This is a genomic window from Streptomyces sp. NPDC033966 (assembly GCF_055575955.1).
On the sequence record NZ_JBVIRQ010000001.1, the window covers coordinates 910,331 to 936,816 of the forward strand.

The 26,486-nt window shown below is 72.2% G+C and carries 23 protein-coding genes and 1 pseudogene; 8 read left to right on the top strand and 16 right to left on the bottom strand.

All coding sequences use genetic code 11. The features are described from left to right. Nucleotides 1-135: 135 nt before the first annotated feature. Nucleotides 136-1,284, bottom strand: a complete 1,149-nt coding sequence (locus ACZ518_RS04260) for an adenosine deaminase (RefSeq protein ID WP_469111485.1) — start codon at nucleotides 1,282-1,284, stop codon at nucleotides 136-138. 113 nt (nucleotides 1,285-1,397) lie between these two features. On the opposite strand from ACZ518_RS04260, the gene ACZ518_RS04265 reads away from it, so the two are divergent. From ACZ518_RS04265 to ACZ518_RS04275, 3 genes are all read left to right on the top strand, one after another. Continuing rightward, nucleotides 1,398-2,117, top strand: coding sequence for an alpha/beta hydrolase (locus tag ACZ518_RS04265; protein WP_469111486.1), 720 nt, complete (start codon nucleotides 1,398-1,400; stop codon nucleotides 2,115-2,117). Between the two features lie 76 nt (nucleotides 2,118-2,193). Next, entirely contained in the window at nucleotides 2,194-2,559 is a 366-nt protein-coding gene (locus ACZ518_RS04270) for a cupin domain-containing protein (RefSeq protein WP_469111487.1), read from the top strand. Nucleotides 2,560-2,766: 207 nt separating this feature from the next. After that, nucleotides 2,767-3,867 carry a helix-turn-helix transcriptional regulator gene (locus ACZ518_RS04275; protein ID WP_469111488.1) on the top strand — a complete coding sequence of 367 codons (1,101 nt, stop codon included), beginning with the start codon at nucleotides 2,767-2,769 and terminating at the stop codon, nucleotides 3,865-3,867. Here the strand turns inward: ACZ518_RS04275 and ACZ518_RS04280 are convergent. Then, the gene (locus ACZ518_RS04280; RefSeq protein WP_469111489.1) at nucleotides 3,864-4,802 is read right to left on the bottom strand and encodes a LysR family transcriptional regulator; all 939 of its coding nucleotides are present in this window, start codon (nucleotides 4,800-4,802) and stop codon (nucleotides 3,864-3,866) included. The genes ACZ518_RS04275 and ACZ518_RS04280 overlap by 4 nt on opposite strands. Nucleotides 4,803-4,900: 98 nt before the next feature. Between ACZ518_RS04280 and ACZ518_RS04285 the strand changes: the two genes are divergently transcribed. The 3 genes from ACZ518_RS04285 (at nucleotide 4,901) to ACZ518_RS04295 (ending at nucleotide 8,143) form a co-directional block, all read left to right on the top strand. Further along, nucleotides 4,901-6,190 (top strand): MFS transporter, encoded by a 1,290-nt coding sequence (locus ACZ518_RS04285; protein ID WP_469111490.1) that lies wholly within the window; start codon nucleotides 4,901-4,903, stop codon nucleotides 6,188-6,190. Nucleotides 6,191-6,341: 151 nt separating this feature from the next. After that, nucleotides 6,342-7,049, top strand: coding sequence for a L,D-transpeptidase family protein (locus ACZ518_RS04290; RefSeq protein ID WP_469111491.1), 708 nt, complete (start codon nucleotides 6,342-6,344; stop codon nucleotides 7,047-7,049). 83 nt (nucleotides 7,050-7,132) lie between these two features. Beyond that, on the top strand, nucleotides 7,133-8,143 hold the full coding sequence (locus tag ACZ518_RS04295; protein ID WP_469111492.1) for a sigma-70 family RNA polymerase sigma factor: 1,011 nt from the start codon (nucleotides 7,133-7,135) through the stop codon (nucleotides 8,141-8,143). Here the strand turns inward: ACZ518_RS04295 and ACZ518_RS04300 are convergent. The 12 genes and pseudogenes from ACZ518_RS04300 to ACZ518_RS04355 all read right to left on the bottom strand — a co-directional run bounded on the left by ACZ518_RS04300 (nucleotide 8,030) and on the right by ACZ518_RS04355 (nucleotide 21,533). Continuing rightward, a complete protein-coding gene (locus ACZ518_RS04300) occupies nucleotides 8,030-8,356 on the bottom strand; it encodes an STAS domain-containing protein (RefSeq protein ID WP_469111493.1) in 327 nt (108 codons plus the stop codon). The genes ACZ518_RS04295 and ACZ518_RS04300 overlap by 114 nt on opposite strands. 207 nt (nucleotides 8,357-8,563) lie before the next feature. Then, nucleotides 8,564-9,841: a thymidine phosphorylase gene (locus ACZ518_RS04305; RefSeq protein ID WP_469111494.1), complete on the bottom strand. Its 1,278-nt coding sequence runs from the start codon at nucleotides 9,839-9,841 to the stop codon at nucleotides 8,564-8,566. A gap of 119 nt (nucleotides 9,842-9,960) precedes the next feature. Beyond that, nucleotides 9,961-10,359, bottom strand: coding sequence for a cytidine deaminase (locus ACZ518_RS04310; protein ID WP_469111495.1), 399 nt, complete (start codon nucleotides 10,357-10,359; stop codon nucleotides 9,961-9,963). Further along, entirely contained in the window at nucleotides 10,356-11,618 is a 1,263-nt protein-coding gene (locus ACZ518_RS04315; protein WP_469111496.1) for an ABC transporter permease, read from the bottom strand. The genes ACZ518_RS04310 and ACZ518_RS04315 overlap by 4 nt, the downstream gene beginning before the upstream one ends. Beyond that, on the bottom strand, nucleotides 11,615-12,730 hold the full coding sequence (locus tag ACZ518_RS04320; RefSeq protein ID WP_469111497.1) for an ABC transporter permease: 1,116 nt from the start codon (nucleotides 12,728-12,730) through the stop codon (nucleotides 11,615-11,617). The genes ACZ518_RS04315 and ACZ518_RS04320 overlap by 4 nt, the downstream gene beginning before the upstream one ends. Next, on the bottom strand, nucleotides 12,727-14,385 hold the full coding sequence (locus ACZ518_RS04325) for an ABC transporter ATP-binding protein (protein ID WP_469111678.1): 1,659 nt from the start codon (nucleotides 14,383-14,385) through the stop codon (nucleotides 12,727-12,729). The genes ACZ518_RS04320 and ACZ518_RS04325 overlap by 4 nt, the downstream gene beginning before the upstream one ends. A 242-nt stretch (nucleotides 14,386-14,627) precedes the next feature. After that, the gene (locus ACZ518_RS04330) at nucleotides 14,628-15,692 is read right to left on the bottom strand and encodes a BMP family lipoprotein (RefSeq protein WP_469111498.1); all 1,065 of its coding nucleotides are present in this window, start codon (nucleotides 15,690-15,692) and stop codon (nucleotides 14,628-14,630) included. Nucleotides 15,693-15,910: 218 nt separating this feature from the next. Beyond that, nucleotides 15,911-17,167: an amidohydrolase gene (locus ACZ518_RS04335; RefSeq protein ID WP_469111679.1), complete on the bottom strand. Its 1,257-nt coding sequence runs from the start codon at nucleotides 17,165-17,167 to the stop codon at nucleotides 15,911-15,913. Between the two features lie 137 nt (nucleotides 17,168-17,304). Continuing rightward, on the bottom strand, nucleotides 17,305-18,444 hold the full coding sequence (locus ACZ518_RS04340) for a hypothetical protein (protein WP_469111499.1): 1,140 nt from the start codon (nucleotides 18,442-18,444) through the stop codon (nucleotides 17,305-17,307). A 39-nt stretch (nucleotides 18,445-18,483) separates the two neighbouring features. After that, a complete protein-coding gene (locus ACZ518_RS04345) occupies nucleotides 18,484-19,413 on the bottom strand; it encodes an N-acetylneuraminate synthase family protein (RefSeq protein WP_469111680.1) in 930 nt (309 codons plus the stop codon). Between the two features lie 375 nt (nucleotides 19,414-19,788). Next, nucleotides 19,789-20,268 (bottom strand): annotated as a pseudogene (locus tag ACZ518_RS04350) (cytidylyltransferase domain-containing protein); the annotation flags it as partial. Further along, on the bottom strand, nucleotides 20,172-21,533 hold the full coding sequence (locus tag ACZ518_RS04355) for a DUF6716 putative glycosyltransferase (RefSeq protein ID WP_469111500.1): 1,362 nt from the start codon (nucleotides 21,531-21,533) through the stop codon (nucleotides 20,172-20,174). The pseudogene ACZ518_RS04350 and the gene ACZ518_RS04355, both read right to left, overlap by 97 nt. Before the next feature lie 155 nt (nucleotides 21,534-21,688). Here ACZ518_RS04355 and ACZ518_RS04360 point away from each other — a divergent pair, with 155 nt between their 5' ends. After that, entirely contained in the window at nucleotides 21,689-22,684 is a 996-nt protein-coding gene (locus ACZ518_RS04360; protein WP_469111501.1) for a glycosyltransferase family 2 protein, read from the top strand. Next, on the top strand, nucleotides 22,681-24,027 hold the full coding sequence (locus ACZ518_RS04365) for a polysialyltransferase family glycosyltransferase (protein ID WP_469111502.1): 1,347 nt from the start codon (nucleotides 22,681-22,683) through the stop codon (nucleotides 24,025-24,027). The genes ACZ518_RS04360 and ACZ518_RS04365 overlap by 4 nt, the downstream gene beginning before the upstream one ends. Before the next feature lie 25 nt (nucleotides 24,028-24,052). Here ACZ518_RS04365 and leuE read toward each other — a convergent pair whose 3' ends face one another. Beyond that, a complete protein-coding gene (gene leuE / locus ACZ518_RS04370) occupies nucleotides 24,053-24,703 on the bottom strand; it encodes a leucine efflux protein LeuE (RefSeq protein WP_469111503.1) in 651 nt (216 codons plus the stop codon). A 45-nt stretch (nucleotides 24,704-24,748) separates the two neighbouring features. After that, nucleotides 24,749-26,344, bottom strand: coding sequence for an acyl-CoA mutase large subunit family protein (locus ACZ518_RS04375; RefSeq protein ID WP_469111504.1), 1,596 nt, complete (start codon nucleotides 26,342-26,344; stop codon nucleotides 24,749-24,751). Nucleotides 26,345-26,486 lie beyond the last annotated feature (142 nt).

Here is a 26,486-nt window from a genome sequence, read left to right on the forward strand (position 1 = left end):
AATCGTCCTTGCGACGGGGAACTGAGCGGCTCCGCAAACTAGCCACTTCAAACCCCCTCCCGCAAACATCCTTAAATACGAGAAAGCGTCCGGGAGTTGATTCTCCCGGACGCTTTCCGTGGGTCAGCCCGTGGCCTAGGCCGAGACAGTTCCGCTGGTGGAAGCGGTCTGCCGGAACAGCCATTCGGACTTCAGCTCCGCATAGCCCGGCTTGATCACGTCGTTGATCATCGCGAGTCGTTCATCGAAAGGAATGAACGCGGACTTCATGGCATTGACGGTGAACCACTGCATGTCGTCGAGCGAGTAGCCGAAGGTGTCGACCAGGTGCTCGAACTCGCGGCTCATGCTGGTGCCGCTCATCAGGCGGTTGTCGGTGTTGACCGTCAGCCGGAAGTGCAGCTTGCGCAGCAGGCCGATGGGGTGCTCGGCGTACGAGGCGGCCGCGGCGGTCTGCAGGTTGGAGGTGGGGCACATCTCCAGGGGGATGCGCTTGTCCCGGACGTAGGAGGCCAGGCGGCCCAGCTTCACGGAACCGTCCTCGGCGACCTCGATGTCGTCGATGATCTTCACGCCGTGGCCGAGGCGGTCGGCGCCGCACCACTGCAGGGCCTGCCAGATCGACGGGAGGCCGAAGGCCTCGCCCGCGTGGATGGTGAAGTGGTTGTTCTCGCGCTTGAGGTACTCGAAGGCGTCGAGGTGGCGGGTGGGGGGGAACCCGGCCTCGGCGCCGGCGATGTCGAAGCCGACCACGCCGTTGTCGCGGTAGCGGTTGGCCAGCTCGGCGATCTCCAGCGCGCGGGCCGCGTGGCGCATGGCGGTCAGCAGGGCGCCGATGCGGATCCGGTGGCCGTTGGCCTTGGCGCGGCGCTCGCCCTCGCGGAAGCCGTCGTTCACGGCCTCGACGACCTCTTCGAGGGTCAGGCCGGCTTCGAGGTGCTGCTCGGGGGCGTAGCGGATCTCGGCGTACACGACGCCGTCCTCGGCCAGGTCCTCGGCGCACTCCGCGGCGACCCGGAAGAGGGCCTCCTTCGTCTGCATGACGGCGCAGGTGTGCGCGAACGTCTCCAGGTAGCGCGGGAGGGAGCCGGAGTCCGCGGCGTCACGGAACCAGACGCCCAGCTTGTCGGCGTCGGTCTCGGGCAGCTTGTCGTAGCCGACCTGGGCCGCCAGCTCGATGATGGTCCCGGGGCGCAGTCCACCGTCGAGGTGGTCGTGCAGCAGCACCTTCGGGGAGCGGCGGATCTGGTCCGGAGTGGGCAGGTTGGGGGTCTCGCTCGTCATCCCGGCACTCTACTCCTACGCGCGTAGAGCAGCGCGTCGGCCGCAGGGGTCGATATGTAACAGAGACCGTACGGACGGGTGGCGTACACCTGTCAGTCTGAGACTGTTCCGCCATGGCACAGCATGCGCCGCCGGCGCGCGGGGCCCGCCTGGGGCGGGCGGCCGGCGCGAACGGCTCGGTCTCGACGGTCAGTGGTGTGGTGCTCCTGCTTCCCGGAGCGTCCCGATTCGCCCCCGGTCCGGTACGCCCGCTCGCGCGGGCGCTGGCCCGGGCGGGCGGGGCGCAGGGGCTGGTGGCGCACACGGTGGTGCACGGGGCCGGGCCCCGGGAGGAGGCCGCCGCGTGGGCGGCGGACGAGGCGGTGCGGCTGTACGGGGACGTCCCGGTGTGCCTGGCCGGCTTCGGCGCGGGCGGCGGGGCTGCGCTGCGGGCGGCGGGGCACGAGGCCGTCAACTCGGTGGTGGTGATGGCCCCTTGCTTAGCGGAGGGCGCGGACGCGGGCTCCCCTGAACCGGTGAAACAGCTCGCGGGGCGCCAGGTGCTCATCGTGCACGGCACGAACGACGCGCGCAGCGACCCGGAGTCCTCCTTCCGGCTGGCGGCGCGGGCGAAGAAGGCGAATCGTTCTACCTGCCGGTTCGAGGTGCACTCGGACGGCCACGGGCTGCGGGAGCACCGCTCGGAAGTGGTGGCGCTGGCGGTGGACTTCGTACTCGGCGCGATGTTCTCGGGCCGGTACTCGCGGCCGGTCGTGGACGCGCTGGCGGCGCCGCCGCCGCTGGGTCTGCGGATGCCGCTGGCCTCGGGTTTCGGGCGGTCGCTGCGGGGCTGAACGGGAGCGGGGTCGGGCGTAGAGTGAGGACTGGACTCGGGGCCCGCTCGGGGTGCTCTCCGGGAGGCGGTCAACCATGGCCGGAATAGTGCGCAGGAGCTTCGACAGCGCGGACGAGACGAGGCCGTTCGCCGACGGCAAGGGCAGGCTGGACCTGATCCAGACGGACGGCGGGCCGGTCGGGCGCGCGGTCTTCGAGCCGGGCTGGAAGTGGTCCGAGCACATCAAGCCGCTGGCGGGCACGGACAGCTGCCAGTCGGCGCACACGGGGTACGTGGTCAGCGGCCGGATGCACGTCGTGATGGACGACGGCGAGACCGCCGAGTACGGCCCCGGGGACCTCATGCAGATCGCCCCGGGGCACGACGCGTGGGTGCTCGGCGACGAGCCGTGCGTGGCGGTGGACTGGACGGGCTTCGGAAACTACGCGCAGCAGGCCTGAGCGGAACGCGCCACGGGCCGCGCCGGAACTCCGGGGCCGGCCGTTCCGTCCCCTCTCGGTCGGATGGCCCCGGGCGGCGCGGCCGCGCGTCGTGGGTCCACTGTGCCGGTTCGGCATATGCCGGAAGCCGTCGTCCGGGTGTCGGCTTGTCGCCTTGCGGGAACCTGAGGGGTTTACGAACGGGGACAGGCAGGGACGAATGTGCATATGCCAGCTCCAGCCGATGCCGACGCCGACGACGCTGCCGACGCCGCTGCCGACGCACCTTCCGGAAACCCCGAAGACCTGAGCCCCGCGGCCCGGCGCCTGTACGCGTACGCCGTCGACCGGCACGCCTTCACCGCCGCCGAGGCCACCACCGCCCTCGGGGCCCGCGCGGGGGCGGCCGTCACCGAGCTGGCCGCCGCGCACCTGCTCCAGCGGGTCCCCGACGGCGACGGCCCCGAGCGGTGGTGCGCGGTCGCGCCCCGAGCGGCGGCGGCCCGCGCGCTGGCCCCGCTGGCGCTGCTCGTACGGGAGACCCACGACGAGATGGACCGGCTGCGCGGGCGGCTGGAGGCGCTGGTGCCCGCGTACGAGGCGGGGGCCGCGCACCGGGACCTGAGCGGGTCGGGGCGGCTGGAGCTGGTGACCGACCTCGGCGCGGTGCGCGGGCTGATCACCGAGCTGGTGGCGGGGTGCGAACGGGAACTGCTGACCTCGCAGCCGGGCGGCGGCCGGCCGCAGGAGACCCTGGAGGAGGCGGTCGGGCGGGACGAGTCGCTGCTGACGCGCGGGGTCCGGATGCGCACGATCTACCAGCACACGGCACGCTACTCCCGCCCGACGGCGGCGTACGTCGAACGGGTCACCGCACTGGGGGCCCAGGTGCGCACCCTCGGCGACGGGCTGATGCGGATGCTGATCTTCGACGCGCACACCGGCCTGATGGCGGTACCGGACCGGCAGGGGGCGGCACTGGTGGTGCGGGAGCCGAGCGTCGTGCACTTCATGACGGCGGCCTTCGAACGCTCCTGGCTCGGCGCGCAGCCCTTCCCCACGAGCGTCGGCCCGGAGGCGGCCCGCGCGGTCTCGGACGAGCTCCGCCAGACCATCGTCCGACTGCTGTCGGACGGCCTGGAGGACAAGGTGATCGCCCGCCGCCTCGGCATGTCGGAACGCACCTGCCAACGCCACATCGCGGAGATCATGCGCGCGGTCGGCGCCAAGTCCCGTTTCCAGGCCGGGTACTTGCTGTCCGCGGCGGCCAGATCCCACCGCCCGGACGAGGGCCTTGGAGCCGACGGGCCGAGCGGCCCGCCGGGCTAGGCCGGCGGCTCCAGCTCCGGGATCAGGCGGCCCCGGCGGGACAGGAGGAAGCGTTTGAACGCCGCCACCGGTGGGGTGTCGGGGTGGCCGTCCAGCCAGGCCACGCCGATCTCGCGGACCGCCCGCGGCGCCGTCACCGTCAGTTCGACCACGCCCGGGCGGGGGACGGGGGGCGGTGGGAGGAGGGCCACGCCCAGGCCCGCCGCGACCAGGCCGCGCAGGGTCTCGGCCTCCTCGCCCTCGAAGGCGACCCGGGGAGTGAAGCCCGCCTCCGCGCAGAGGTCGTCGGTGATCCGGCGCAGCCCGTAGCCGGCCTCCAGGGTGACGAAGGTTTCCTCCGCGGCCTCGGCGAGGCGGATGCGCTTGCGGCCGGCGAGGCGGTGGTCGTCCGGAACGACCAGGCGCAGCCGCTGCTCGTCGAGGCGGCGGGCGACCAGGTCGGGGGCGTCGGGTACGGGCGAGGTCAGGCAGAGGTCGAGTTCTCCGGCGCGGAGCTTCTCCAGCATGGCCTCGCCGTAGTTCTGGACCAGGGCGAAGCGGACCCGGGGATGGTCGGCGCGGAAGGCGCGGATCAGTGCGGGCACGGTCTCGGGGCCCAGGGTGTGCAGGAAGCCGAACGCGACCTTGCCGAAGGACGGGTCGGCGTCCTGCTGGACGGATCCGGCGGCGCGGGCGATCCCTTCGAGGGCCTGCTCGGCGGAGGCGAGGAAGGTGCGGCCTGCGGTGGTGAGGGCGACGGTGCGGCCCTTGCGGGCGAACAGCGCGACCCCCAGGTCCTGTTCGAGGCGGACCATCGCCCGGGACAGGGTGGACTGCGGCACGCCCAGCTCGTGGGCGGCGCGGGTGACGTGCTCGTGCCGGGCGACCGCGACGAACTGGGCGAGGCGGGGGGCCAGGCCTTGTGTCACAGCCATGTCTTCTTCGTAACGGTTCATTGATATCCGACCGCGTGAGCTCGGGTGATGCGTGGGTGGATTGATTATCCGTGTTTTGTGCATTGGACGCATGAAAAAGGGGGGCCTACGGTCGATGTATGCCTCCCGCTCATACCGGGGCACCTGTCATCACGGGTGCCTCCACCCCGTCGTCCCCCGAGCCCCTCTCCCCCGGCCGCCCCGGCCACCGCCGGATGAGCCTCGCGCTCTTCGCCGCCGGACTGGCGACCTTCGCCCTCCTCTACTCCACCCAGGCCCTGCTGCCCGCGGTCTCCGCCGGTTTCGGCGTGACGGCCGGTCAGGCCAGCTGGACGGTGTCCGCGGCCACCGGGGCGCTCGCCCTGTTCGTGCTGCCGCTCAGCGCGCTGTCCGAGCGGTTCGGGCGGACCCGGATGATGACCTGCTCGATGGTGGTCGCCGTCGGCGTCGGCCTGCTGGTGCCGTTCGCGCCGAGCCTGGAGTGGCTGGTGGCGCTGCGCGCGGTGCAGGGCGCGGCGATCGCCGGGATCCCCGCCTCCGCGATGGCGTACCTGGCGGAGGAGGTCCGGCCCAAGGCGCTGGTCGGGGCGATCGGCCTGTTCGTGGCCGGCAATTCCATCGGCGGCATGAGCGGCCGCATCGTCACCGGCTGGGGTGCGCAGCTGTGGGGCTGGCGCGGCGGGCTGCTGGCCGTCGGCGTGATGGCGCTGGTCTGCGCGGTGGCCTTCCTGGTGCTGCTGCCCCGGGCGCGGTTCTTCCGGCCCGCCTCGCTGAACCCGCGCGCGGTGGGACGTACGGTCGCCGGCCACCTGCGGGATCCGCTGCTGCTGCGGCTGTACGGGATCGGCGCGCTGTTCATGACCGTGTTCGGGGCCGTGTACACGGTCATCGGGTACCGGCTGGTGGACGCCCCGTTCTCGCTGGGACAGGGCGTGGTCGGGTCGGTCTTCCTGGTCTACCTGGTGGGTACGGTCTCCTCGGCGGCGGCCGGGCAGCTGGTGGCCCGGGCGGGCCGGCGCGGGGCGCTGTACCTGGCGGTGACCACGACCGCGCTGGGGCTGCTGCTGTCGCTCGGCGACTCGCTGTGGCTGGTCCTGCCGGGGCTGGTCCTGATCACGGCCGGGTTCTTCGCGGGGCACGCGGTGGCGTCGGCGGCGGTGAGCCGGACGGCGAAGACGGGCCGGGCGCAGGCCTCGGCGCTGTACCAGTCCGCGTACTACCTCGGCTCCAGCGCGGGCGGCACCCTGGGCGCGCTGGCGTACCACGCCTCGGGGTGGGCGGCCACGGTCGGCATCGCGCTGCTGGCGGTGCTGGGCGTCGTCTCGATCACCCTGTACGGGTCCCACGCCGCCCGCGCCGAACGGCGCCGGCTGCTCGCCCCGGCCACCCGCGCCGCGGCGGCCCGCTGACCCCTGCCGACCGTCCCGGAACGGTCCGCCGGCGTACCTCGGCGGACCCGCACCGGCCAACTCCGTTCAAGGTCTGTGCGGCGTGCGCAACTCGCTCTAGCTTGGGAGGCATTGGCGCCCCCACGGTGCGGGCGCGGCAGGGGAGGACCGGATGGCGGCGATACGCGTACGCGCGCGGCGGCGGGCTGCGGTGGTGTTCGGCGGGGCTCTGGCGCTGGCGGCGCCCCTGGTGGTCGTGGGGGGCGGTACGGCTCAGGCCGCCGCCTGCAACGTGACCACCGGGCCCTATCAGCGGCAGGTCGAGCAGTTCCTCGGGCGGCCGGTGGACGGGGTGCAGTCGGCGGCCGACTGCACGGCGATCCAGTCCTTCCAGGCCACCCACGGGATCACCCCGACCATGGGGTACGCCGGACCGCTGACCTGGCAGACGATGAGCACGATGCTGGCCCAGCGGGCGGCGGGCAAGAACCCGAACGCCGAGGGGAAGTGCCCCACCAACCTGGGGCGGATCGCGTGCGTCGACCTGACCCGCCAGCTCAGCTGGATCCAGGACGGGACGGCGCTGAAGTACGGTCCGGTGCCGGTGCGCACCGGCAAGGCGGAGACGCCGACGCGGACGGGCCTGAAGAAGATCTACTACCGGTCCATCAACCACTGGTCGACGATCTACAACGTCTACATGCCCTACTCGCAGTTCTTCGACGGGGGCATCGCCTTCCACTCGGTCACCAAGAGCATGTGGAACCCGCCGGGTTCGGGCGGCTGCGTGAACATGACGACGACCGACGCGAAGGCGTACTGGAGCATGCTGGGCAACGGCGAGGACGTCTACGTGTACGGGCGCAAGCCCGGGACCTGACCGTCGGCGCCCGCTCCGGCTGCCGTTGTCGGACCCCTCGGGTAGTTTCCGAAGGGACGGAAACCACCTGGGGGACGGCGGCCATGAGCGACCTTGCTACCTCTTCACCGGAACTCGACGCGGCGATGGACCGCTACCGCGTCGAGCTGACCGGCTACTGCTACCGGATGCTCGGCTCGTCCTTCGACGCCGAGGACGCGGTGCAGGACACGTACGTCCGTGCCTGGCGGGCCCACGAGAAGTTCGAGGGGCGTTCGTCGCTGCGGTCGTGGCTGTACCGGATCGCCACCAACGTCTGCCTGGACCTGCTGAAGGCGGGGAACAAGCGGGCCCGTCCGATGGACCTGTCCGCGCCGCAGCACCAGGCCTCCGCCGTGCTCAACGAGCGGCCCGAGGTGACCTGGCTGGAGCCGGTGCCGGACGGGCGGGTGCTGCCGCAGACCGCCGACCCCGCGGAGCTGGCGCTGGCGAAGGAGTCCGTCCGGCTGGCCTTCGTGGCGGCCCTCCAGCACCTGCCGGCGAAGCAGCGGGCCGTACTGATCCTGCGGGAGGTGCTGGCCTGGAAGGCGGACGAGGTCGCGCAGCTCCTGGAGACCTCGGTGGCGTCGGTGAACAGCGCGCTCCAGCGGGCGCGGGCGACGCTGTCGGGGCAGGAGCTGCGGCCGAGCGAGCCGAAGGACCCGCTGGACGCGGAGCAGGCGAAGCTGCTGGAGCAGTACCTGTCGGCCTTCGAGGCGTACGACATCTCGCGGCTCACCGAGCTGCTGCACGAGGACGCGGTGCTGTCGATGCCGCCGTTCGACCTGTGGCTGCGGGGTCACGCGGACATCGCCGCGTGGCACCTGAACCAGGGCATCGGCTGCAAGGGCTCGCGGCTGGTCCCGACCACGGCGAACGGGCTGCCGGCCTTCGGGCAGTACCGTCCGCGGGAGGACGGCCTGCCCGGGCACGTGCCGTGGGCGCTGCAGGTGCTGGAGGTGTCAGAGGGGCGGATCGTCGGGCTGAACGCCTTCCTGGACACCGCCCGGTGGTTCCCGCTGTTCGGGCTGCCCGAGGAGTTGGGCGAGGCCGACGAGGTGGAGCAGGGCGCGTAGCCGGGCGTCGGCGCCGGTGACCCTGAAGGGGGTGCCGTGGCGGCGGGCGGTGAGCGCCATGCGGGCGAGGGCGTCGACGGTGGCGAGGGTGGGCGTCCCGACGCGGCGGACGTCACAGGTCACCGGTCCGTCGCGGCAGGCCTCGCTGACGCGGGCGCAGAGGGCGGGGACGTCCGGTCGGGGCCCTTCCAGGGCCAGGGTTCTGGTCTCCACGGGGGGATGACCGTCCGCTGCCGCGTAACTCATCGGTGGTGGGGCCCTGCCGCTGCGGTGGGGCGGTGCGGAGCCGCTGCGCGGGGCGAGCCCCCTACCCGCCCTTCGCCCGTTCCCCGGGGCTGCGCCCCGGACCCCCTGGGGGCTCCGCCCCCAGACCCTCCCCCAGCTAGCGCTGGGGGAGGGTGAAGGGTGGGGAGGGGCAGGTCAGGCGATGCGGTCCAGGACGATCGGCTTCGCCGAGAACTCCGTGCCCGCCGGGGCGATGTCGTGGCAGCCCTCCAGGGAGGCCAGGGCGTACTCGAACTTCTCCGGGGTGTCCGTGTGCAGGGTCATCAGCGGCTGGCCGGCCGTGACCGTGTCGCCCGGCTTCGCGTGCAGCTCGATGCCCGCGCCCGCCTGGACCGGGTCCTCCTTGCGGGCGCGGCCCGCGCCCAGGCGCCAGGCGCCGACGCCGACCGCGTACGCGTCGAGGCGGGTCAGGACGCCCGAGGCGGAGGCGGTGACCACGTGCTGCTCGCGGGCCACCGGCAGGGCCGCGTCCGGGTCGCCGCCCTGGGCGGAGATCATCCGGCGCCACACGTCCATGGCGGAGCCGTCGGCGAGGGCCTTCGCCGGGTCGGCGTCCTTGATGCCGGCGGCCGTCAGCATCTCCTGCGCCAGCGCGATGGTCAGCTCGACCACATCGGCCGGGCCGCCGCCGGCGAGGACCTCGACGGACTCGCGGACCTCCAGCGCGTTGCCCGCGGTCAGGCCGAGCGGGGTGGACATGTCGGTGAGCAGGGCGATCGTCTTGACGCCGCTGTCGGTGCCCAGGGCCACCATGGTGGAGGCCAGCTCGCGGGCGTCCTCGATGTTCTTCATGAAGGCGCCGGAGCCGACCTTCACGTCGAGGACGAGGGAGCCGGTGCCCTCGGCGATCTTCTTCGACATGATCGAGGAGGCGATCAGCGGGATGGCCTCGACGGTGCCCGTGACGTCGCGCAGGGCGTAGAGCTTCTTGTCCGCCGGGGCCAGGCCGTCGCCGGCCGCGCAGATGACGGCGCCGGTGGTGTCGAGGACGTTCAGCATCTCCTCGTTGGAGAGCAGGGCCCGCCAGCCGGGGATGGACTCCAGCTTGTCGAGGGTGCCGCCGGTGTGGCCGAGGCCGCGGCCGGACAGCTGGGGCACGGCCGCGCCGCAGGCGGCGACGAGCGGGGCGAGCGGGAGGGTGATCTTGTCGCCGACGCCGCCGGTGGAGTGCTTGTCGGCGGTGGGGCGGGAGAGGGAGTCGAAGTTCATCCGCTCGCCGGAGGCGATCATCGCGGCGGTCCAGCGGGCGATCTCGGCACGGTTCATGCCGTTCAGCAGGATGGCCATGGCGAGCGCCGACATCTGCTCGTCGGCCACGATGCCGCGGGTGTAGGCGTCGATGACCCAGTCGATCTGCTCGGGGCTCAGCTCACCGCGGTCCCGCTTGGTCCGGATGACGGAGATGACGTCCATGAGGTGACTTCCTTCTACGCGCATAGAGATGAGGGGGGAGAGAGGTTCAAGGAGTTTTCGAGGAGGCGGCGAGAGCGGCGACGGCCCTCCGCCCGGCAGGGCGGAGGGCCGTCGTACGGCTATCTCAGGTGGTCGGGCCCGAAGGCCTGCGGCAGCATCTCGCTCAGCGGCAGGATCCCGTCCGGTGTCTCCACCAGGAGCTCCGGGCCGCCGAACTCGTAGAGCAGCTGGCGGCAGCGCCCGCACGGTACGAGGATCTCGCCCTTGCCGTCCACGCACGTGAAGTGCGTGAGGCGGCCGCCGCCGGTGGCCTGGAGGGAGGAGACCAGGCCGCACTCGGCGCACAGGCCGAGTCCGTAGCTCGCGTTCTCGACGTTGCAGCCGGTGATGGTCCGGCCGTCGTCGACCAGGGCCGCGACCCCGACCGGGAAGCCCGAGTAGGGGGCGTACGCCCGGGTCATCGCGTCCCGGGCGGCCGTCCGCAGGGCTTCCCAGTCCACCGCCGGGGCCGGGGTCACTTGCCCTGGCCCTTGCGGTACGGCATGCCGTCCGCCTTCGGCATCCGCAGGCGCTGCGCCGACAGTGCGAGCACCAGCAGGGTGGTGACGTACGGGGCGGCGTCCACGAACTGGCTGGGCACCTGGTCGGTGGCCACGTACCAGGCGAAGAGCCCGGCGGCGCAGACGGCGGCGACACCGGCCTGGACGTACTTCTTCTTGTACAGCTGCCAGCCGACGGAGATCACCAGCAGGATGGCGATCAGCAGCAGCATCGCGTGGACGTTCTCGGCGCCGCCGCGCAGCTTGAGGCTGTCGGTGAAGCCGAAGAGGCCCGCGCCCAGCGCCATGCCGCCCGGCATCCAGTTGCCGAAGATCATCGCGGCGAGACCGATGTAGCCGCGGCCGCCGGTCTGGCCCTCCTGGTAGATGCCGGTGGAGACGATCGCGAGGAACGCGCCGCCGAGGCCGGCCAGGCCGCCGGAGACGATCACGGCGATGTACTTGTACTTGTAGACGTTGACGCCGAGGGACTCCGCCGCGACCGGGTTCTCACCGCAGGAGCGCAGGCGCAGGCCGAAGGCGGTGCGCCAGAGCACCCACCAGGTGGCGGGGATCAGCAGCACGGCGACGATGGTCAGCAGCGACAGGTGCGTGACCAGGCCGCCGAGGACGCCGCCGATGTCCGAGACCAGGAACCAGTGCTTGGCCTGGAGGCTTTCCAGTCCGCTGGAGAGCCCCGGGATGGTGATCTCGGTGATGGGCTCGATGCGCGGGGACTGCTTGGAGGAGCCGCCCTCGGCCTTGTCGAAGGTGAAGTTCGACAGGTACTGGGTGAAGCCCGTCGCCAGGATGGTGACCGCCACACCGGAGACGATGTGGTTGACGTTGAAGGTGACCGTGATGATCGCGTGCAGCAGGCCGCCGATGGCGCCGCCGACGATGCCCATCAGGACGCCGGTCCAGGGACCCCACTGGTAGCCGGCCCAGGCACCGAACCAGGTGCCGAGGATCATCATGCCTTCGAGGCCGATGTTGACCACGCCGGCCCGCTCGGCCCAGAGGCCGCCGAGGCCCGCGAGGCCGATCGGCACGGCGAGCTGGAGGGCGCCGGAGACCTGGCCGACGGAGGTCAGGTCGTTCGCGCCGGAGATGACCCGGACCAGCGAGACCAGCGCGAGGCCGCCCGCGATGATCAGCAGGATCCAGGGCAGGGTGAGCTTGCGGCGGCCGCCCGGCTTGGGCGCGGCTTTCGTCGTGGAAACGGTGCTGGCGCTCACGCCGCGACCTCCTTCTCGGTCTTGATGGCGTGGCCGGCGGCCAGCTCCTCGCCGACCTTCTGCTGCTGGCGGCGGATGCCGTAGCGGCGGACGAGCTCGTAGCTGACGACCACGGCGACCACGATGAGGCCCTTCATGATCGTGCCGATTTCCTTGGCGTAGCCGGCCGTGTCGAGGCCGGCGGACGCCTTGTCGATGAAGGCGATCAGCAGCGCGGCGAAGAAGATGCCGACCGGGTTGTTGCGGCCGAGCAGCGCGATGGTGATGCCGGTGAAGCCGATGCCCGCCGGGAAGGAGAGGTTGTACGTGTGGGACTCGCCCAGCAGCAGCGGCATGCTGACCAGACCGGCGACGGCGCCCGAGAGCAGCATCGAGGTCATGATCATCTTCTTGGCGTCCACACCGGAGGCCTGGGCGGCGGACTCGCTGGCGCCGGTGGCGCGCAGGTCGAAGCCGAAGCGGGTGCGGTTGAGCACGAACCAGTAGACGATGCCCAGCGCGAAGGCGATGAACGTGAAGCCGTAGATCTCCATGCCGTCGCCGAGGTCGACGCCGGGGAACCAGCCCGACTCCGGGATGTCACCGGTGGTCAGGTCGTTGGAGCCGACGGGCTGCACACCGAGGTTCTTGGGCAGGATCAGCCAGGCGATCAGGGAGGTCGCGATGGCGTTGAGCATGATCGTCGAGACGACCTCGCTGACGCCGCGCTTGGCCTTCAGGATGCCCGCGATGCCGGACCAGAAGGCGCCGACGAGCATGGCGACGAGCACGATCACCAGGATGTGCAGCGGGCCGGGCAGCGTGACCGCCGCGCCGACCAGGGCGCTGACCATCGCGGCGAGGCGGTACTGGCCGTCCACACCGATGTTGAAGAGGTTCATCCGGAAGCCGATGGCGACGGCCAGGGCTGCCAGGTAGTACGTGCCGGCCTGGTTCACGATGAGGACCTGCACGTCCTCGTAGCCGGACTGTTCGATCATGATGCGCAGCGGCTCGATCGGGTCGACGCCCGACGCGGCCAGCACGATCATGCTGAGTACGAAGGCGCTGACCAGTGCCAGCGCGGGTCCGGCGAAGCCGAGAAGCAGCCGGTCCTTGTCGAATTTCTTCATCGGGCCTCGTCCTCCGTCGTGTCGCCGTCGACCTCGGCGGAGTGGTCGTCAGTGGCTTCCAGGTGCCCGGTGGCGGCGCCGGTCATGGCGGTGCCGAGCTCCTCGGGGGTGATCGTCGCCGGGTCGGCGTCCGCGACCAGGCGGCCGCGGTAGATGACGCGGAGCGTGTCGGACAGGCCGATCAGCTCGTCCAGGTCGGCGGAGATCAGCAGCACGGCGAGGCCCTCGCGGCGGGCCTCGCGGATCGCGTCCCAGATCTGCGCCTGCGCGCCGACGTCCACACCGCGCGTGGGGTGGGCGGCGATGAGGAACTTCGGGTTGTGGCTCATCTCGCGGCCGACGATCAGCTTCTGCTGGTTGCCGCCGGAGAGCGAGGCCGCGGTGACGTCGATGCCGGGCGTGCGGACGTCGTACTCGCGCACGATCCGCTCGGTGTCCTTGCGGGCGGCCTTCGGGTCGAGGATGCCGCGCTTGGAGTTGGGCGCCTCGGTGACGTGGCCGAGGATGCGGTTCTCCCAGAGCGGGGACTCCAGCAGCAGGCCGTGGCGGTGGCGGTCCTCGGGGATGTAGCCGATGCCGCCCTCGCGGCGCTTGCGCACCGGGGTCTTGGTGATGTCGGCGCCGTCGAGGGTGATGACGCCCGCGTCGGGGCTGATCATGCCCATGAGGGCCTCGATCAGCTCCGTCTGGCCGTTGCCCTCGACACCGGCGATGCCGAGGACCTCGCCCTTGTGGATCGTGAAGGTGATCCCGTCGAGCAGCAGGCGGCCGGCCACGGCGGGCTCGCGGAGGTCGGTGTCGGAGTCGCCGAGGGCGCTCGTGGAGGTCTCGGGGGTCACGACGGCACCCGCGTCGGCGACGGTCAGGCCGTCGACCTTCAGCATGGGGGTCGTGGTGACCGTGGACTCGCGGGTCTCCGGCGAGGGCAGCTCGCTGCCGACCATCAGCTCGGCGAGCTGCTTGGTCGTCGCGGTCTTCGGGTCGGCGGTGCCGACCGTGGTGCCGCGGCGGATGACGGTGATGTCGTCGGCGACCTTCAGGATCTCGCCCAGCTTGTGCGAGATGAAGATGACCGTGAGGCCCTCGGCCTTGAGCTCGCGCAGGTTGTCGAAGAGCGCGTCCACTTCCTGCGGCACGAGCACGGCGGTCGGCTCGTCGAGGATGAGGGTCTTGGCACCGCGGTAGAGGACCTTGAGGATCTCCACGCGCTGGCGGTCGGCGACACCGAGGTCCTCGATCAGGGCGTCGGGGCGCACGCCGAGGCCGTACGCGTCCGAGATCTCCTTGATCTTCTTGCGGGCCTTGGAGCCGATGCCGTAGAGCTTCTCGCCGCCGAGGACGACGTTCTCCAGGACGGTGAGGTTGTCGGCGAGCATGAAGTGCTGGTGCACCATGCCGATGCCGCGGGCGATGGCCTCACCAGGGTTGTTGAAGGAGACCTGCTCCCCGTCGATGGCGATGGTGCCCTCGTCCGGCTTCTGCATGCCGTAGAGGATCTTCATCAGGGTCGACTTGCCGGCACCGTTCTCGCCGATGAGGGCGTGGACCGTGCCCTTGCGGACGGAGATGGCGATGTCCTTGTTGGCGACGACGCCGGGGAAACGCTTGGTGATGCCGTGCAGTTCTACGGCGAGAGGGGGGCTGGACGCGTTGATGACGCACTCTCCTTGGCGCGGAAGGAGCTGGAAAAGCCAGTTGGCTCGGCAGGAGGACAGGGCGGGGAGAGAAGGTATCGCGTCCACGATGCCTCTACGCGCGTAGCACTGTCGGAAGTGAAAACTTGCGGCCAAGTGGCCACAAGTCAGCACGGACTAGGGGCGAAGACGCGGTTCGGGGTCCGGAGCGGTTGAGACCGCTACCCGGACCCCGGAGACCGCGTCGAGCGTCAGACAGGCCGTTACGGCGTGGTCTTGACGGTGATCTTCTTCGCGATGATGTCGGCCTTCGCCTTGTCCACCGCGGCGATCAGGTCGGCCATGTTCTTGTACTCGGGGTTGGAGTCGGCCAGGCCGACGCCGTCCTTGTCCAGGCCGTAGCGGACCTCACCGGACTCCGGCTTGCCGTCCTTGACCGACTTGATCAGGTTGTAGACCGCGTCGGACACGTCCTTGGTGACCGAGGTCAGGATCTTGTCCTTGTACTTCGACAGGCCGGCCTGGTTGTACTGGTCGGAGTCGACACCGATGGCCCACTTGCCGGAGGTCGCGGCGGCCTCGATGGCGCCCGAGCCGGCGAGACCGGCGGCGGCGTAGACCACGTCGGCACCGGCGTCGATCTGGCCCTTGGCGGCGGCCTTGCCCAGGTCGGGCTTGGCGAAGCCACCGAAGTCCGGCGGCTGGGAGAGGTACTTGCTCAGTACCTTGGCGTTGGGGTTGGTGTCCTTGACGCCCTGGGTGAAGCCCGCCTCGAACTTCTTGATCAGCGGAACCTCGACACCGCCGATGAAGCCGACCGTGCCGCTCTTCGACGCCTTGGCGGCGGCGACGCCGGCCAGGTAGGAGCCCTGCTCCTCGTTGAAGACCAGGTTGGCGATGTTCTTCTCGGTCACCGAGGTGTCGTCGATGATGCCGAACGTGGTGTTCGGGAACTTCGCCGCGACCTTCTTGATGGCCGGCGCGTAGGCGAAGCCGACGCCGATGACCGGGTTGTTGCCCTTGCGCGCCAGCTCGGTGAGGCGCTGGACCTTGTCGGCCTCGCTCTCGCCCTCGGTGGGCTCCGCCTCGGCGGTCTTGATCTTCAGGTCCTTCTCGGCCCTCTCCAGGCCCGCGAAGGCGGCGTCGTTGAACGACTGGTCGCCACGGCCGCCGATGTCGTACGCGATGGCCGCGCCCGCGGCCGAGGACGACGCGCTGCCGTCGGAGGAGGGGCTGTCCGAGGACTTCTTTCCGCCACAGGCGGTGGCCGAGAGGGCCAGCGCCGCGGACGCGATGCCCACGGTGGCGATCCTGGTGATCCGGCGCAAGGGGAGGCTCCTTCAAAACCTGACCGAAGCGCCACGACCGGCGCTGGTTTCGCGGCGATCGTAACGCGCGTAGATGTCAGTTAAAGGCCCGTTCATGAGTCGTTATCGGATCGTCGTGAACCGGACAGTGACCGATCGGTAACGGGACAGGCGTCCAGCCCTTGTGTACCAAGGGCTGGACGGCGCCGACAGGAGACCCGCCGGTGTTGTATGGAGCTTTACCCGATCTTTGATGTGACGGCCCCGTTGCGGCGTCCGTCGAGCAGGGCGGCGGCCGTGAAGAACTCGACGCCGTAACCGATCGAGGACTCGTCGACGTCGAAATCGCCACGGTGCAGGTCCCGCTTGGCGGTGTCGCCCGGGCGGCGGACGCCGAGGCGGGCCATGGCGCCGGGGACGTGCTCCAGGTACCAGGAGAAGTCCTCGCCGCCGAGGCTCTGCTCGGTGTCCTCCACCGACCCGGAGCCGCACCGGGCGCCCATGGCCTCCCGGAGCAGTTCGGTGACCACCGGGTCGTTGACCACCGGCGGCACGCCGCGCACGTGGTTGATCTCGAACTTGGCCCCGTGCATCGTGGCGACCTCGTCGATCGCCGCGTGGATCATGTCGGGGGCCTCGTACCAGGCGTTGAGGTCGAGGCAGCGGACCGTGCCGGAGAGCTCGGCGTGCATCGGGACGACGTTGCAGGCGTGCCCGGACTCGATCCGGCCCCAGGTGACGGACATGCCCGAGCGGGCGTCCATCCGGCGGGCCAGCAGGGCCGGCACGTCGATGGCGACCCGCGCGGCGGCCGTCACCATGTCGGTGGTCAGGTGCGGGCGGGCGGTGTGGCCGCCCGGGCCGTCGAGGGTGACCTCCAGGCGGTCACAGGCCGAGGTGATGGGGCCGGGCCTCAGGCCGATCATGCCCGCGTCGACCCGGGGGTCGCAGTGCACCGCGATGATCTTGCCGACGCCGTCCAGCACCCCGGACTCGATGGCCTCGGTCGCCCCGCCCGGCAGCACCTCCTCGGCCGGCTGGAACAGCAGCCGCACCGGCCGGGGCAGCAGACCCTGCCGGTCGAGCTCGGCGAGGACCAGGCCGGCGCCGAGGACGACGGTGGTGTGGACGTCGTGCCCGCAGGCGTGGGCGCGGTCCGGGTAGGTGGAGCGGTACGAGACGTGCGTCTTGGCGTCCGGGATGGGCAGGGCGTCGATGTCCGCGCGCAGGGCCAGCATCGGCCGTCCCCCGTCCCAGGTACCGACGTCACAGATGAGCCCGGTGCCGGACTTCAGGACGCGTGGTCGCAGGCCGGCCTTCTCCAGCCGGGCCTTGATCGCCGCGGTGGTACGGAACTCCTGGTGTCCTAGCTCGGGGTGCATGTGCAAGTCCCGGCGGAAGGCGATCAGTTCGGCACGGAGCCGGTCCGGCAGCTTGCCGGGCAGCTCGGGCCGGACAGGCTTGCCGGGCAGGGCGGTCTGGGGCTCGCGGGACATCAACTGGTTCACCCGTTGAAGGGTAGGCGCACGGATGGGTCAACTGTCCGGAGATCACCAAAAGTTCATGCCCTTAGGGGAAAGAAAAGCGGCCTCTGGACGCATGACCGGTTGCGGCCGGGGGTAAACTCGCGCGCTCATCCGGCCGCTGGGGCGCTCCGGGCGGGGAGTCTGCGCACATCACGAGCGGTGTCGGTGACGCCCGCGAGGAAGCCCCGGGCCCGGGGGGAGGCACCCGGGGCGAGCCAGGCGGGGTCGATACCGCAAACGGCCACCGTCACGCCAGTGCCGGTGAGCGCGTACGGCAGCGTGTGGACGACCGTGGACGGAAAGCTGACGATCGTACGTCCCACCGGTCCCCGACGGGCGATCAGTTCCAGCGGCAGGTCCGGCCGTACGATCTCCAGCCCGGTCGCCCCGCTCAGCGCGCGCAGCTTCTCCGGCGTCTCGCGGCGGTGCGCGAAGTACCGGGTCACGCCGTGCTCCCTGGTCAGGGCGCACACGGCCTCCAGGTAGCGGGCCGGGTCGACGACGCCGGTCTCCACCAGGGAAGTGCCGACGAGGTCGGTGCCCTTGGTCAGGCGGGGCGGGCCGAAGCGGGCGCGGGTCCAGGCGAAGTCGTTGACCCGCAGCTCGGTCCCGGGCAGCGGGGTGACCGGCATCGAGGTGAACAGCTCGACGCGGCGCCCCTCCCCCGGCCGCAGCCGGCGCCGGGCCGCGCCGGAGACCGGTGCGTACGCGAGTTCCCGCGCCCGGGACACGGGGCCGCCGCCGGTGCGGTGCCAGCGGCGCAGCCGCTCGCCGCGGGCGAGCTGCGCGACGAACTCCATGGTGGCGGTGCCGTCGTCGACGACGACCAGTTCGGCGGCCCCGGCCGGGGTCAGCAGCAGCTGGACGAAGCGGGAGAAGGGGTCGCCGACCACGATCCGCCCGGCGCGGCGCACGGCCGGGCCGAGGGCGGCCAGGGCCCGCAGGGCGGCGCCGGAGCCGCCGCGGGCCTCCTGCCAGTGGACGGCGTACCCCTCGTCGCGGGCGATCCCGGCGACCCGGCGCAGCTGTCCCCGGGACATGGGGTCGATGGGGGGCAGGACGACGATCCGCAGCCGGTCGGCGGCCGTGCGCGGGTCGGGCCGGCGGCGCTCGGCGAGGGGCCCGGGCTGGGCCGGGACGGCGGTCAGCAGGGGATCGCGCCCGCGCCGGGCGTGTGCCCACTCCAGCACGTTGAGCAGCTGGACCGGGCTCTCCACGAGGGCCAGGGTGGGGACGGAAGGGTGCACCACGTACTCCGCTCGGGGGAGGTGGAGGGGCCGGACGGGTCAGATGGCGGCCGGGGCGGGGAGGGCGGCCAAGGGGCCCTGGACGCGGCGGAGCTTCTTCATGGGGCCGAGTTCGGAGGGGTAGACGCGCTTGACGCCGTCGCCGAGGGCGGTCTCGATGGTGCGGATGTCGCGGACCAGGCGGGCGAGGCCGCCGGGCTCGACGGAGGCGGCCTGGTCGGAGCCCCACATGGCCCGGTCGAGGGTGATGTGCCGCTCGACGAAGGTGGCGCCGAGGGCGACGGCCGCCAGGGTGGTCTGGAGGCCGGTCTCGTGGCCGGAGTAGCCGATCGGGACGTTGGGGTACTCCTCCTGGAGCGTGTTGATCACCCGCAGGTTGAGCTCCTCGGCCTTGGCCGGGTAGGTCGAGGTCGCGTGGCAGAGCAGGATGCCGTCGCTGCCGAGCACCTCGACGGCGTGCCGGATCTGCTTGGGCGTGGACATCCCGGTGGAGAGGACGACGGTGCGGCCGGTGGCGCGCAGGGTGCGCAGCAGTTCGTCGTCGGTGAGGCAGGCGGAGGCCACCTTGTGGGCGGGCGGGTCGAACTTCTCCAGGAAGGCGACGGCCTCGGTGTCCCAGGGGGAGGCGAACCAGGCGATGCCGCGCCGGGCGCAGTGCTCGTCGATGGCGAGGTAGTCGGCCTCGCCGAACTCGACGCGGTGGCGGTAGTCGATGTACGTCATCCGGCCCCAGGGGGTGTCGCGTTCCACGTCCCACTGGTCACGGGGGGTGCAGATCTCGGGGGTGCGCTTCTGGAACTTGACGGCGTCGCATCCGGCTTCGGCCGCGGCGTCGATCAGGGCGAAGGCGGTGCCGAGGTCGCCGTTGTGGTTGATGCCGATCTCGCCGACGACGTAGACGGGCCGGCCGGGGCCGGCGACGCGCGGGCCGAAGGTGCGGAGGCGGGGTTCGGTGGTGGCGACCGTCATGGCGGGTGGTGTCCTTCGCTCGGTGCGTGGGGTGTCTTGCGGGGTGCCTTGGGGTGTGTCTTGCGGGGTGTCGAACAGGGGCGCGAGGAGGCGCGCCCGGGCGAGGTCGTGCGGGTCGTCGATCTCCAGCACCCGTGCCGGGTCGGCGGGTACGGGGAGGGTGCGTCCGAAGAAGCGGTGCCGGGCGGCGCGGAAGCCGGCGGCGGTCATGGCGTAGGCCGCGCCGGTCTCCAGCAGTTCCTCGGGGCGGTCCTGGCGGCGGGGGCGGTACGCGGCCTCGTGGTTGACCCCGCGCCCGGAGCCGTCGGCCGCGCGGCGCCAGAGGAAACCGTGGAAGGGGGCGGCGGTCAGGGCGGAGTCGGCGGCGCCGGAGGCCACGGCGGCGGCGACGGACTCGATGTCCCGGCCCGTGAGGAAGGGGCTGGTGCACTGGACCAGGAGGACCACGTCCACGGTGGGGGAGTGCCCTCCCTCCGTGTCGCCGCCCTCGAAGGCGTCCAGGGCGTGCAGTACGGCGGCTTCGCTGCTCGCGGTGTCCCCGGAGAGGGCGGCGGGCCGGGAGACCACCTGGGCCCCGGCGGCACGGGCGGCGGCCGCCACGGACCCGGAGTCGGTGGAGACCACCACGTCGGTGACGGTGGGCGCGGCCCGGCAGGCCCGCACGGCGCGGGCGACGAGCGGCACCCCGCCGACGGCCGCGGTGTTCTTCCCCGGCACCCCCTTGGACCCGCCGCGCGCCGGGATCACGGCGAGGACCCTCACAGCTCGCCCAGCCGGCGGATGACCGGGGCCACGCGCTGGACCCCGTGCCGGTAGGCCCCCCGGGCGGCTTCGCGCAGGTGCGCCCGCAGCCACCGCCGGGCGGCCGACCCGCCCTGCCGGACGGCGCCCGGCAGCGGGGTGCCGTCGGGGGCGAGGTGCTGGCGGGCCAGGATCCCGGGCAGGTACCCGGGGGCGGTGCGGAGCGTGTAGTACGGGTCCACGGGCGGCAGCCGCTCGGCCGCGAGCAGCCCGTCGAGGCGCTGCCGCGCGGCGGCGTGGGGGTCGGCGCCGGCCGCGGCCGGGCCCGGGACGCCGTGGGCCGCCGGCCAGGCCGGGTCGGCCCCGGGGAGGAGGCCGCGGTCGAGGTGGTCCCACGAGGTCAGGCAGCCCGAGCCGAGGAAGTGCTGGTTGCCCAGGGCCTCGCGGATGCCGAGGTCGGTCAGGACGGCCGTCGGGATGCCCCGGTGCAGGGACTCCAGGGCCGCCGTGGAGGAGACCGTGACCAGCAGGTCGGCGGTGTCCAGTACCTCGCCCATGTTGCCGTAGACCAGGCGGCAGTTCGGCGGGAGCCCGCCCGGGAGGCGCTCGGCGAGGCGCTGGTAGGGGTGCTCCTCCAGGTGGGTGGTGTGCTCCCCCGGCCGGCTGCGCAGCTTGACCAGCACCTCGCGGTCGGGGTGCAGCCGTGCGTGGCCGGCGGCGCGGCCCAGCAGGTACGCGCGGTCGGCGCGGCTCTCGGGTACGGAGGGCTGCACCGCGAAGACCACCCGGTGGGTGCGGTTCCCGGCGGGTGCGTACGGCGCCCCGTCGAGGAAGGGGAGGGCCGTCTCGGTGACGGCGTCCGGGTCGGCGCCCACCCCCGCGTACACGGCGCGGAAGCGGGCGGCGTCGTGGCGGGAGTTGGCGAGGACCAGGTCGGCCCCGTGCCGCAGCAGCAGCCCGTCGGCGAGCTTCTCGTACACGACGCCGACGTACCCGGTGACGAACACCGGCCGGGCGGCGGGCTCCGGCCACAGGGCGCGGGCCCCGTGCAGTACGGCCTGGACGGCGCCGCCGACGAGGGCCAGCACGACCACGTCGTACCGTTCGCGCCCGCCCGCGAGCTCCGCGAGGAACTCGGCGCAGGTCACCTCCACCGGCGCGGCGTCCGCTGCGGCGCCCGCCTCGCCGAGCTGGCGGGCGGTGGGGGTGGCCCGGCCGCGCAGCAGGTAGCCGGTGACCCGGTGGTCCCCGGGGGCGAGGCGGCGGGCGGTGAGGGCGCCCCATTTCCAGCGTGTGTCGGAATCGGCGAGTACGGCGATACGTTGATCGGCCCGGCTGCTTCTCAATGGCACTGGCACCCGGCAGAAGCTATTCCGCATTTCCGCTGTTCGGCCCAACGGGCACGCAACGGCGGGTTAACAACCCGTCGACGAAATGCGAAAGCGGCCGGGTTAACGCGCCCGCCCCGTTTCGTTCACATGGAATCCTCGTCCGGGCCACGATGAATGCCGGGGTGCGTCCTATTGTCTCGCGGGTGCTCAAGCTCTCTGTTGTCGTGCCGTTCTTCAACGTGCAGACGTACGCACCGGATGCCCTGAAGAGTCTCGAACTGAACGCCCGCGGGGATTTCGAGTTCCTGCTGGTCGACGACCGCTCCACGGACGGGACGCCCGAGCTGCTGGAGCGTGCCGCGGCTGGCGGGCTGCCGGGGGCGGTGCACCTCAGACGGGACCGCAACGGCGGGCTGGCCACGGCCCGCAACACGGGGCTGGACGCGGCGCGCGGGGAGTACATCGCCTTCCTGGACGGTGACGACTGGCTGGCACCGGGCCACCTCGCCCGCACCCTGGCCGCCATCGAGGCGCTGGGCTGCGATTTCGTACGGACCGACCACGTCCAGGTGACGGGCCGGACCCGCTCCGTGCAGCGGGTGCCGTACGGGCCGGAGACGGTGGTGGGCGATCCGCGCGGCGGGATCCTGCCGGCCTCGCGGGCCACGGCGGTGGACTATCCGTACGCCTGGGCGGGGATGTACCACCGGCGGCTGCTGGACCGGGGGCTGCTGCACTTCACCGACGGGCTGCGGACGGCGGAGGACCGGCCGTGGATCTGGCGGCTGCACCGGGAGGCCGCCTCCTTCGCCGCGGTGGGCCTGCCGGGGGTGTTCTACCGGCGGGGAATTTCCACCTCGTTGACGCAGATCGGCGACGAACGCCAGCTCGATTTCATTCGCGCATTCGACCAGGTCCTCGCGGACGTGGCGACCGACCGGGAATACGAACTGTTGATCCCCAAGGCCGTCCGGACGTATTGCGCAATCATCGCGCACCACATCGGCTCCATCGAGAGGTTCGAACCGGCCGTGGCGAAAAAACTCCGCTCCATGAGCGCGGCCGCGCTCGGCCGCATGCCCGCGCCGGTACTGGACCGGGTCATCGGCTCGATGGACGCCGAGCGCTCCGCCCTGCTGCGGGGGCTGCGCCGCCGCCGGCGGGCCGCGGGAGCACACGTGGCGGGGGCGGCCTCGTGAACGTCACCCAGATCTTCCTCGCCTCCACCCTCTACGGGACGGCCACCCTCGCCGCCGCCATCGACTCGGGCGCACTCCCGCCGGCCGGCCGGCGGATCCTGCTGACCAGCAACCACTCCCTCACCCCCGAGATCACCCCCGGGCTCGACGCCGTGCCCGGGTTCGGCGCGCTGCGCACCCGCTTCGACGAGGTGCTCGACTGGAACGCGGTGATCGCCCCGCAGCACCCCAGCGGCTGGGCCCCGCGTCCGGAGGACGTGCCGATGTGGGAGCGGCAGCTGCGCGCCCTGTGGGGGCTGGGCCAGGACCGGGTCGAACTGGTCGTGGAGTCCCTCCAGGTGCCGCCCGCGCAGAGCCTGTGCCGGCTGTTCCCGGGGGCGGCGGTCGACGTCTACGCCGACGGGCTGATGTCGTACGGGCCCACCCGCTTCCGGCTCGACCCGCAGATCGGCATGCGGGTGCGCCGGGTGCTGCACCCGGACCTGGTCCCGGGGCTGGAGCCGCTGCTGCTGACGGAGTTCGGGGTGCGGGGGGAGGTGGTCCCGGCGCCCGCGCTGCTGAAGGTCCTGGCGGAGCTCGCGGACCTGCCCGAGGCGACGGCCGTCGGCTACGAGCCCCGCGAGGAGGAGCCGCCCGCGCTGCTGCTGGGCCAGTACCTGTCGGCGCTGGACCTGATGTCCCCCGACGAGGAGGAGGAGCTGCACGCCGACATGGTGCGCGGGGCCTTCGAGTGGGGCCACCGGGAGCTGGTGTTCAAACCGCACCCGAGCGCCCCGGCGGCGTACTGGCGGCGGGCGCGGGCCGAGGCCGAGCGGCTCGGGGCGCGGCTGACGGTGCTGGACGCGCCGCTGCCGGCCGAGATCCTGTACCAGCGGCTGCGTCCGGCGCTGGTGGCGGGCTGCTTCTCGACCGGGCTGCTGACGGCGCGGGCGCTGTACGGGATCCCGGTGGCGCGCACCGGGACGGGGGCGCTGCTGGCGCGCCTGGCCCCGTACCAGAACAGCAACCGGATCCCGCTGACGCTGGTGGACGCGCTGGTCCCGGACCTGCTCGGGCCGGCGCAGGACCCGCCGGCGGACCTGGCCGGGCTGGTCGCGGCGGTGGGGTTCACGATGCAGCCCAAGGTGCTGGCCGGGCGCCGGGCGGAGGCGGAGGCCCACCTCGCCCGGCACCTGACCCCGCACACCCGGCGCTACTTCGGCCGCCGCCGGCTGACCGCGCTGGGGCTGCCGGGCGGGATCCCGGCGCAGCTGTCGTTCCTGCCGCGGAGCCCGGCCGTCCGGCGTACGGTGCACCGCCTGCGCAGGAGGCTGGGCGGACGGCTGCGCGGACGGCTGGGCTGACGGCCGGGCCGGGGAGCAGGCCGGGTCAGCTGACGGCGAGCTTCGCGGCGAAGCCGAGGAAGATCACTCCGGCCGCCGAGGTCGCCCCGGCCGACAGCCGCTTGCGGCGGCGGAAGGCGGCGGACAGGCGGGTGCCCGCGAATATCAGCGTGGACAGGTACAGGAAGCTGATCAGCTGCGAGACCGTGCCGAGCAGCAGGAACGACAGCGCCGGGTAGGCGTACCCGGGGTCGACGAACTGCACGAAGAACGACAGCAGGAACAGGATGGCCTTCGGGTTGAGCAGGCTGACCAGCAGCGCCCGCCGGTAGGGGTGCTCGGCCGCGCCGGCCGGCTCCTCCCCGGTGACGAGCTCCTCGTGCCGGGCCCTGCGGGTGCGCCACATGCCCCACGCGGCCCGCATCATGCCGACGGCCAGCCAGCCGAGGTAGCCGGCGCCGAGCACCTTGACCACGGTGAACAGCACCGGGCTGGCCTGGAGCAGCGCGCCCGCGCCGACCGCCGCGAGGACCATGAGCACGGTGTCCCCGGTGAACACCCCGCAGGCGGCCTTGTAGCCCTCCTTGACCCCGCGCCGTGAGGCGACGGAGAGCACGTACAGCGAGTTGGGCCCCGGCAGCAGCACGATCAGCACGACGGCGGCGAGATAAGTAGGAAGATCTGTCACACCCAGCATGGGCAGGAGTGTCGCATGAGGACACACCTGTCGCGCCAGCCCTTTTCAGTGACCGGAACCCGACGGTTCGTAGCTGCCCCAGACCTCCCGCAGCACCCCGCAGACCTCCCCCACCGTGGCCCGCGCCCGCAGGGCCTCCTTCATCGGGGGCAGTACGTTCTCCCGCGTCCCGGCCGCCGCCGTCCGCAGCGCGGCCAGCGCCGCCGAGACGGCGCCGGCGTTCCGCTCCGCCCTGAGCCGTGCCAGGGCGGCGCACTGGCGGGCCTCGATCGCCGGGTCGACGCGCAGCGGCTCGTAGGGCTCCTCCCGCTCCAGCGCGAAGCGGTTGACCCCGACCACGATCCGCTCGCCGCTCTCCTGCTCGCGGGCGATCCGGTAGGCGCTGGCCTCGATCTCCGCCTTCTGGAACCCGGCCTCGATCGCGGCGACCGCCCCGCCCATGTCCTCGATCCGCCGCATCAGCGCGAGCGCGGCCGCCTCCACCTCGTCCGTCATCCGCTCCACCGCGTACGACCCGGCGAAGGGGTCGACCGTCAGCGGCACGTCCGTCTCGTACGCCAGCACCTGCTGGGTGCGCAGCGCGAGGCGGGCGGCCTTCTCCGTCGGCAGCGCGATGGCCTCGTCGAAGGAGTTGGTGTGCAGCGACTGGGTGCCGCCCAGTACGGCGGCCAGCGCCTGCACGCCCACGCGCACGAGGTTCAGCTCGGGCTGCTGCGCCGTCAGCTGCACCCCGGCCGTCTGGGTGTGGAAGCGCAGCATCAGCGACTTGGGGTTCCGGGCCCCGAACTCCTCGCGCATGACCCGGGCCCAGATCCGCCGGGCGGCCCGGAACTTGGCCACCTCCTCCAGCAGCGTGGTCCGGGCGACGAAGAAGAAGGAGAGCCGGGGCGCGAACTCGTCGACCGCCATCCCGGCGGCGAGCGCGGTACGGACGTACGCGATCGCGTCGGCGACGGTGAAGGCGATCTCCTGCACGGGCGAGGCCCCTGCTTCGGCCATGTGGTAGCCGGACACGGAGATGGTGTTCCACCTGGGGATCTGCTCGCGGCAGTAGCGGAAGGTGTCGGCGGTCAGCCGCAGCGAGGGGCCGGGCGGGAAGATGTACGTGCCGCGCGCGATGTACTCCTTCAGAACGTCGTTCTGCACGGTGCCGGTCAGCTGCCCGCCCGCGATGCCCTGTTCCTCGGCGACGAGCTGGTACATCAGGAGCAGCAGGGCGGCCGGGGCGTTGATGGTCATCGAGGTGGACACCCGGTCGAGGGGGATCCCGGCGAGGAGCACCCGCACGTCCTCGACGGAGTCGACAGCGACGCCGACCTTGCCGACCTCCCCGTGCGCGAGCGGGGCGTCGGAGTCGTACCCCATCTGCGTGGGCAGGTCGAAGGCCACGGACAGGCCGGTCCCGCCGCCCGCGATGAGCGCCCGGTAGCGGGCGTTGGACTCGGCGGCCGTGCCGAAGCCGGCGTACTGGCGCATGGTCCAGGGCCGTCCGGTGTACATCGTGGGGTGGATCCCCCGGGTGAAGGGGTACTCGCCCGGACTGCCGAGACTGGCCCGCGGGTCCCATCCCGTCAGGTCGTCGGGGCCGTAGACCGGTTCGAGGGGGATTCCGCTTTCGGTACGAGCCGTGGGACGGGCCATGGGGTGGAGCCTCCGTGTCCGTGGAGCCGACGGGCCCGGGGCTGGTACAACCGACCGAGCCCGCGACAGCCTGGTCACAATGGGGCAACATCGCGCGTTCGTCCGCAACTGTCCACGCCCTTGAGGCATCACCTAGATACAC

Excerpts from the sequence above, each read along its gene's own strand:
- ACZ518_RS04375 (WP_469111504.1), bottom strand. The coding sequence starts at position 26,344 with ATGGCCCGTCCCACGGCTCGTACCGAAAGCGGAATCCCCCTCGAACCG.
- ACZ518_RS04295 (WP_469111492.1), top strand. The coding sequence starts at position 7,133 with ATGAGCGACCTTGCTACCTCTTCACCGGAACTCGACGCGGCGATGGAC.
- ACZ518_RS04285 (WP_469111490.1), top strand. The coding sequence starts at position 4,901 with ATGCCTCCCGCTCATACCGGGGCACCTGTCATCACGGGTGCCTCCACC.
- ACZ518_RS04290 (WP_469111491.1), top strand. The coding sequence starts at position 6,342 with ATGGCGGCGATACGCGTACGCGCGCGGCGGCGGGCTGCGGTGGTGTTC.
- ACZ518_RS04265 (WP_469111486.1), top strand. The coding sequence starts at position 1,398 with ATGGCACAGCATGCGCCGCCGGCGCGCGGGGCCCGCCTGGGGCGGGCG.
- ACZ518_RS04305 (WP_469111494.1), bottom strand. The coding sequence starts at position 9,841 with ATGGACGTCATCTCCGTCATCCGGACCAAGCGGGACCGCGGTGAGCTG.
- ACZ518_RS04355 (WP_469111500.1), bottom strand. The coding sequence starts at position 21,533 with ATGCGGAATAGCTTCTGCCGGGTGCCAGTGCCATTGAGAAGCAGCCGG.
- leuE (WP_469111503.1), bottom strand. The coding sequence starts at position 24,703 with ATGCTGGGTGTGACAGATCTTCCTACTTATCTCGCCGCCGTCGTGCTG.
- ACZ518_RS04275 (WP_469111488.1), top strand. The coding sequence starts at position 2,767 with ATGCCAGCTCCAGCCGATGCCGACGCCGACGACGCTGCCGACGCCGCT.
- ACZ518_RS04280 (WP_469111489.1), bottom strand. The coding sequence starts at position 4,802 with ATGAACCGTTACGAAGAAGACATGGCTGTGACACAAGGCCTGGCCCCC.
- ACZ518_RS04345 (WP_469111680.1), bottom strand. The coding sequence starts at position 19,413 with ATGACGGTCGCCACCACCGAACCCCGCCTCCGCACCTTCGGCCCGCGC.
- ACZ518_RS04335 (WP_469111679.1), bottom strand. The coding sequence starts at position 17,167 with ATGTCCCGCGAGCCCCAGACCGCCCTGCCCGGCAAGCCTGTCCGGCCC.
- ACZ518_RS04270 (WP_469111487.1), top strand. The coding sequence starts at position 2,194 with ATGGCCGGAATAGTGCGCAGGAGCTTCGACAGCGCGGACGAGACGAGG.
- ACZ518_RS04320 (WP_469111497.1), bottom strand. The coding sequence starts at position 12,730 with ATGAAGAAATTCGACAAGGACCGGCTGCTTCTCGGCTTCGCCGGACCC.
- ACZ518_RS04260 (WP_469111485.1), bottom strand. The coding sequence starts at position 1,284 with ATGACGAGCGAGACCCCCAACCTGCCCACTCCGGACCAGATCCGCCGC.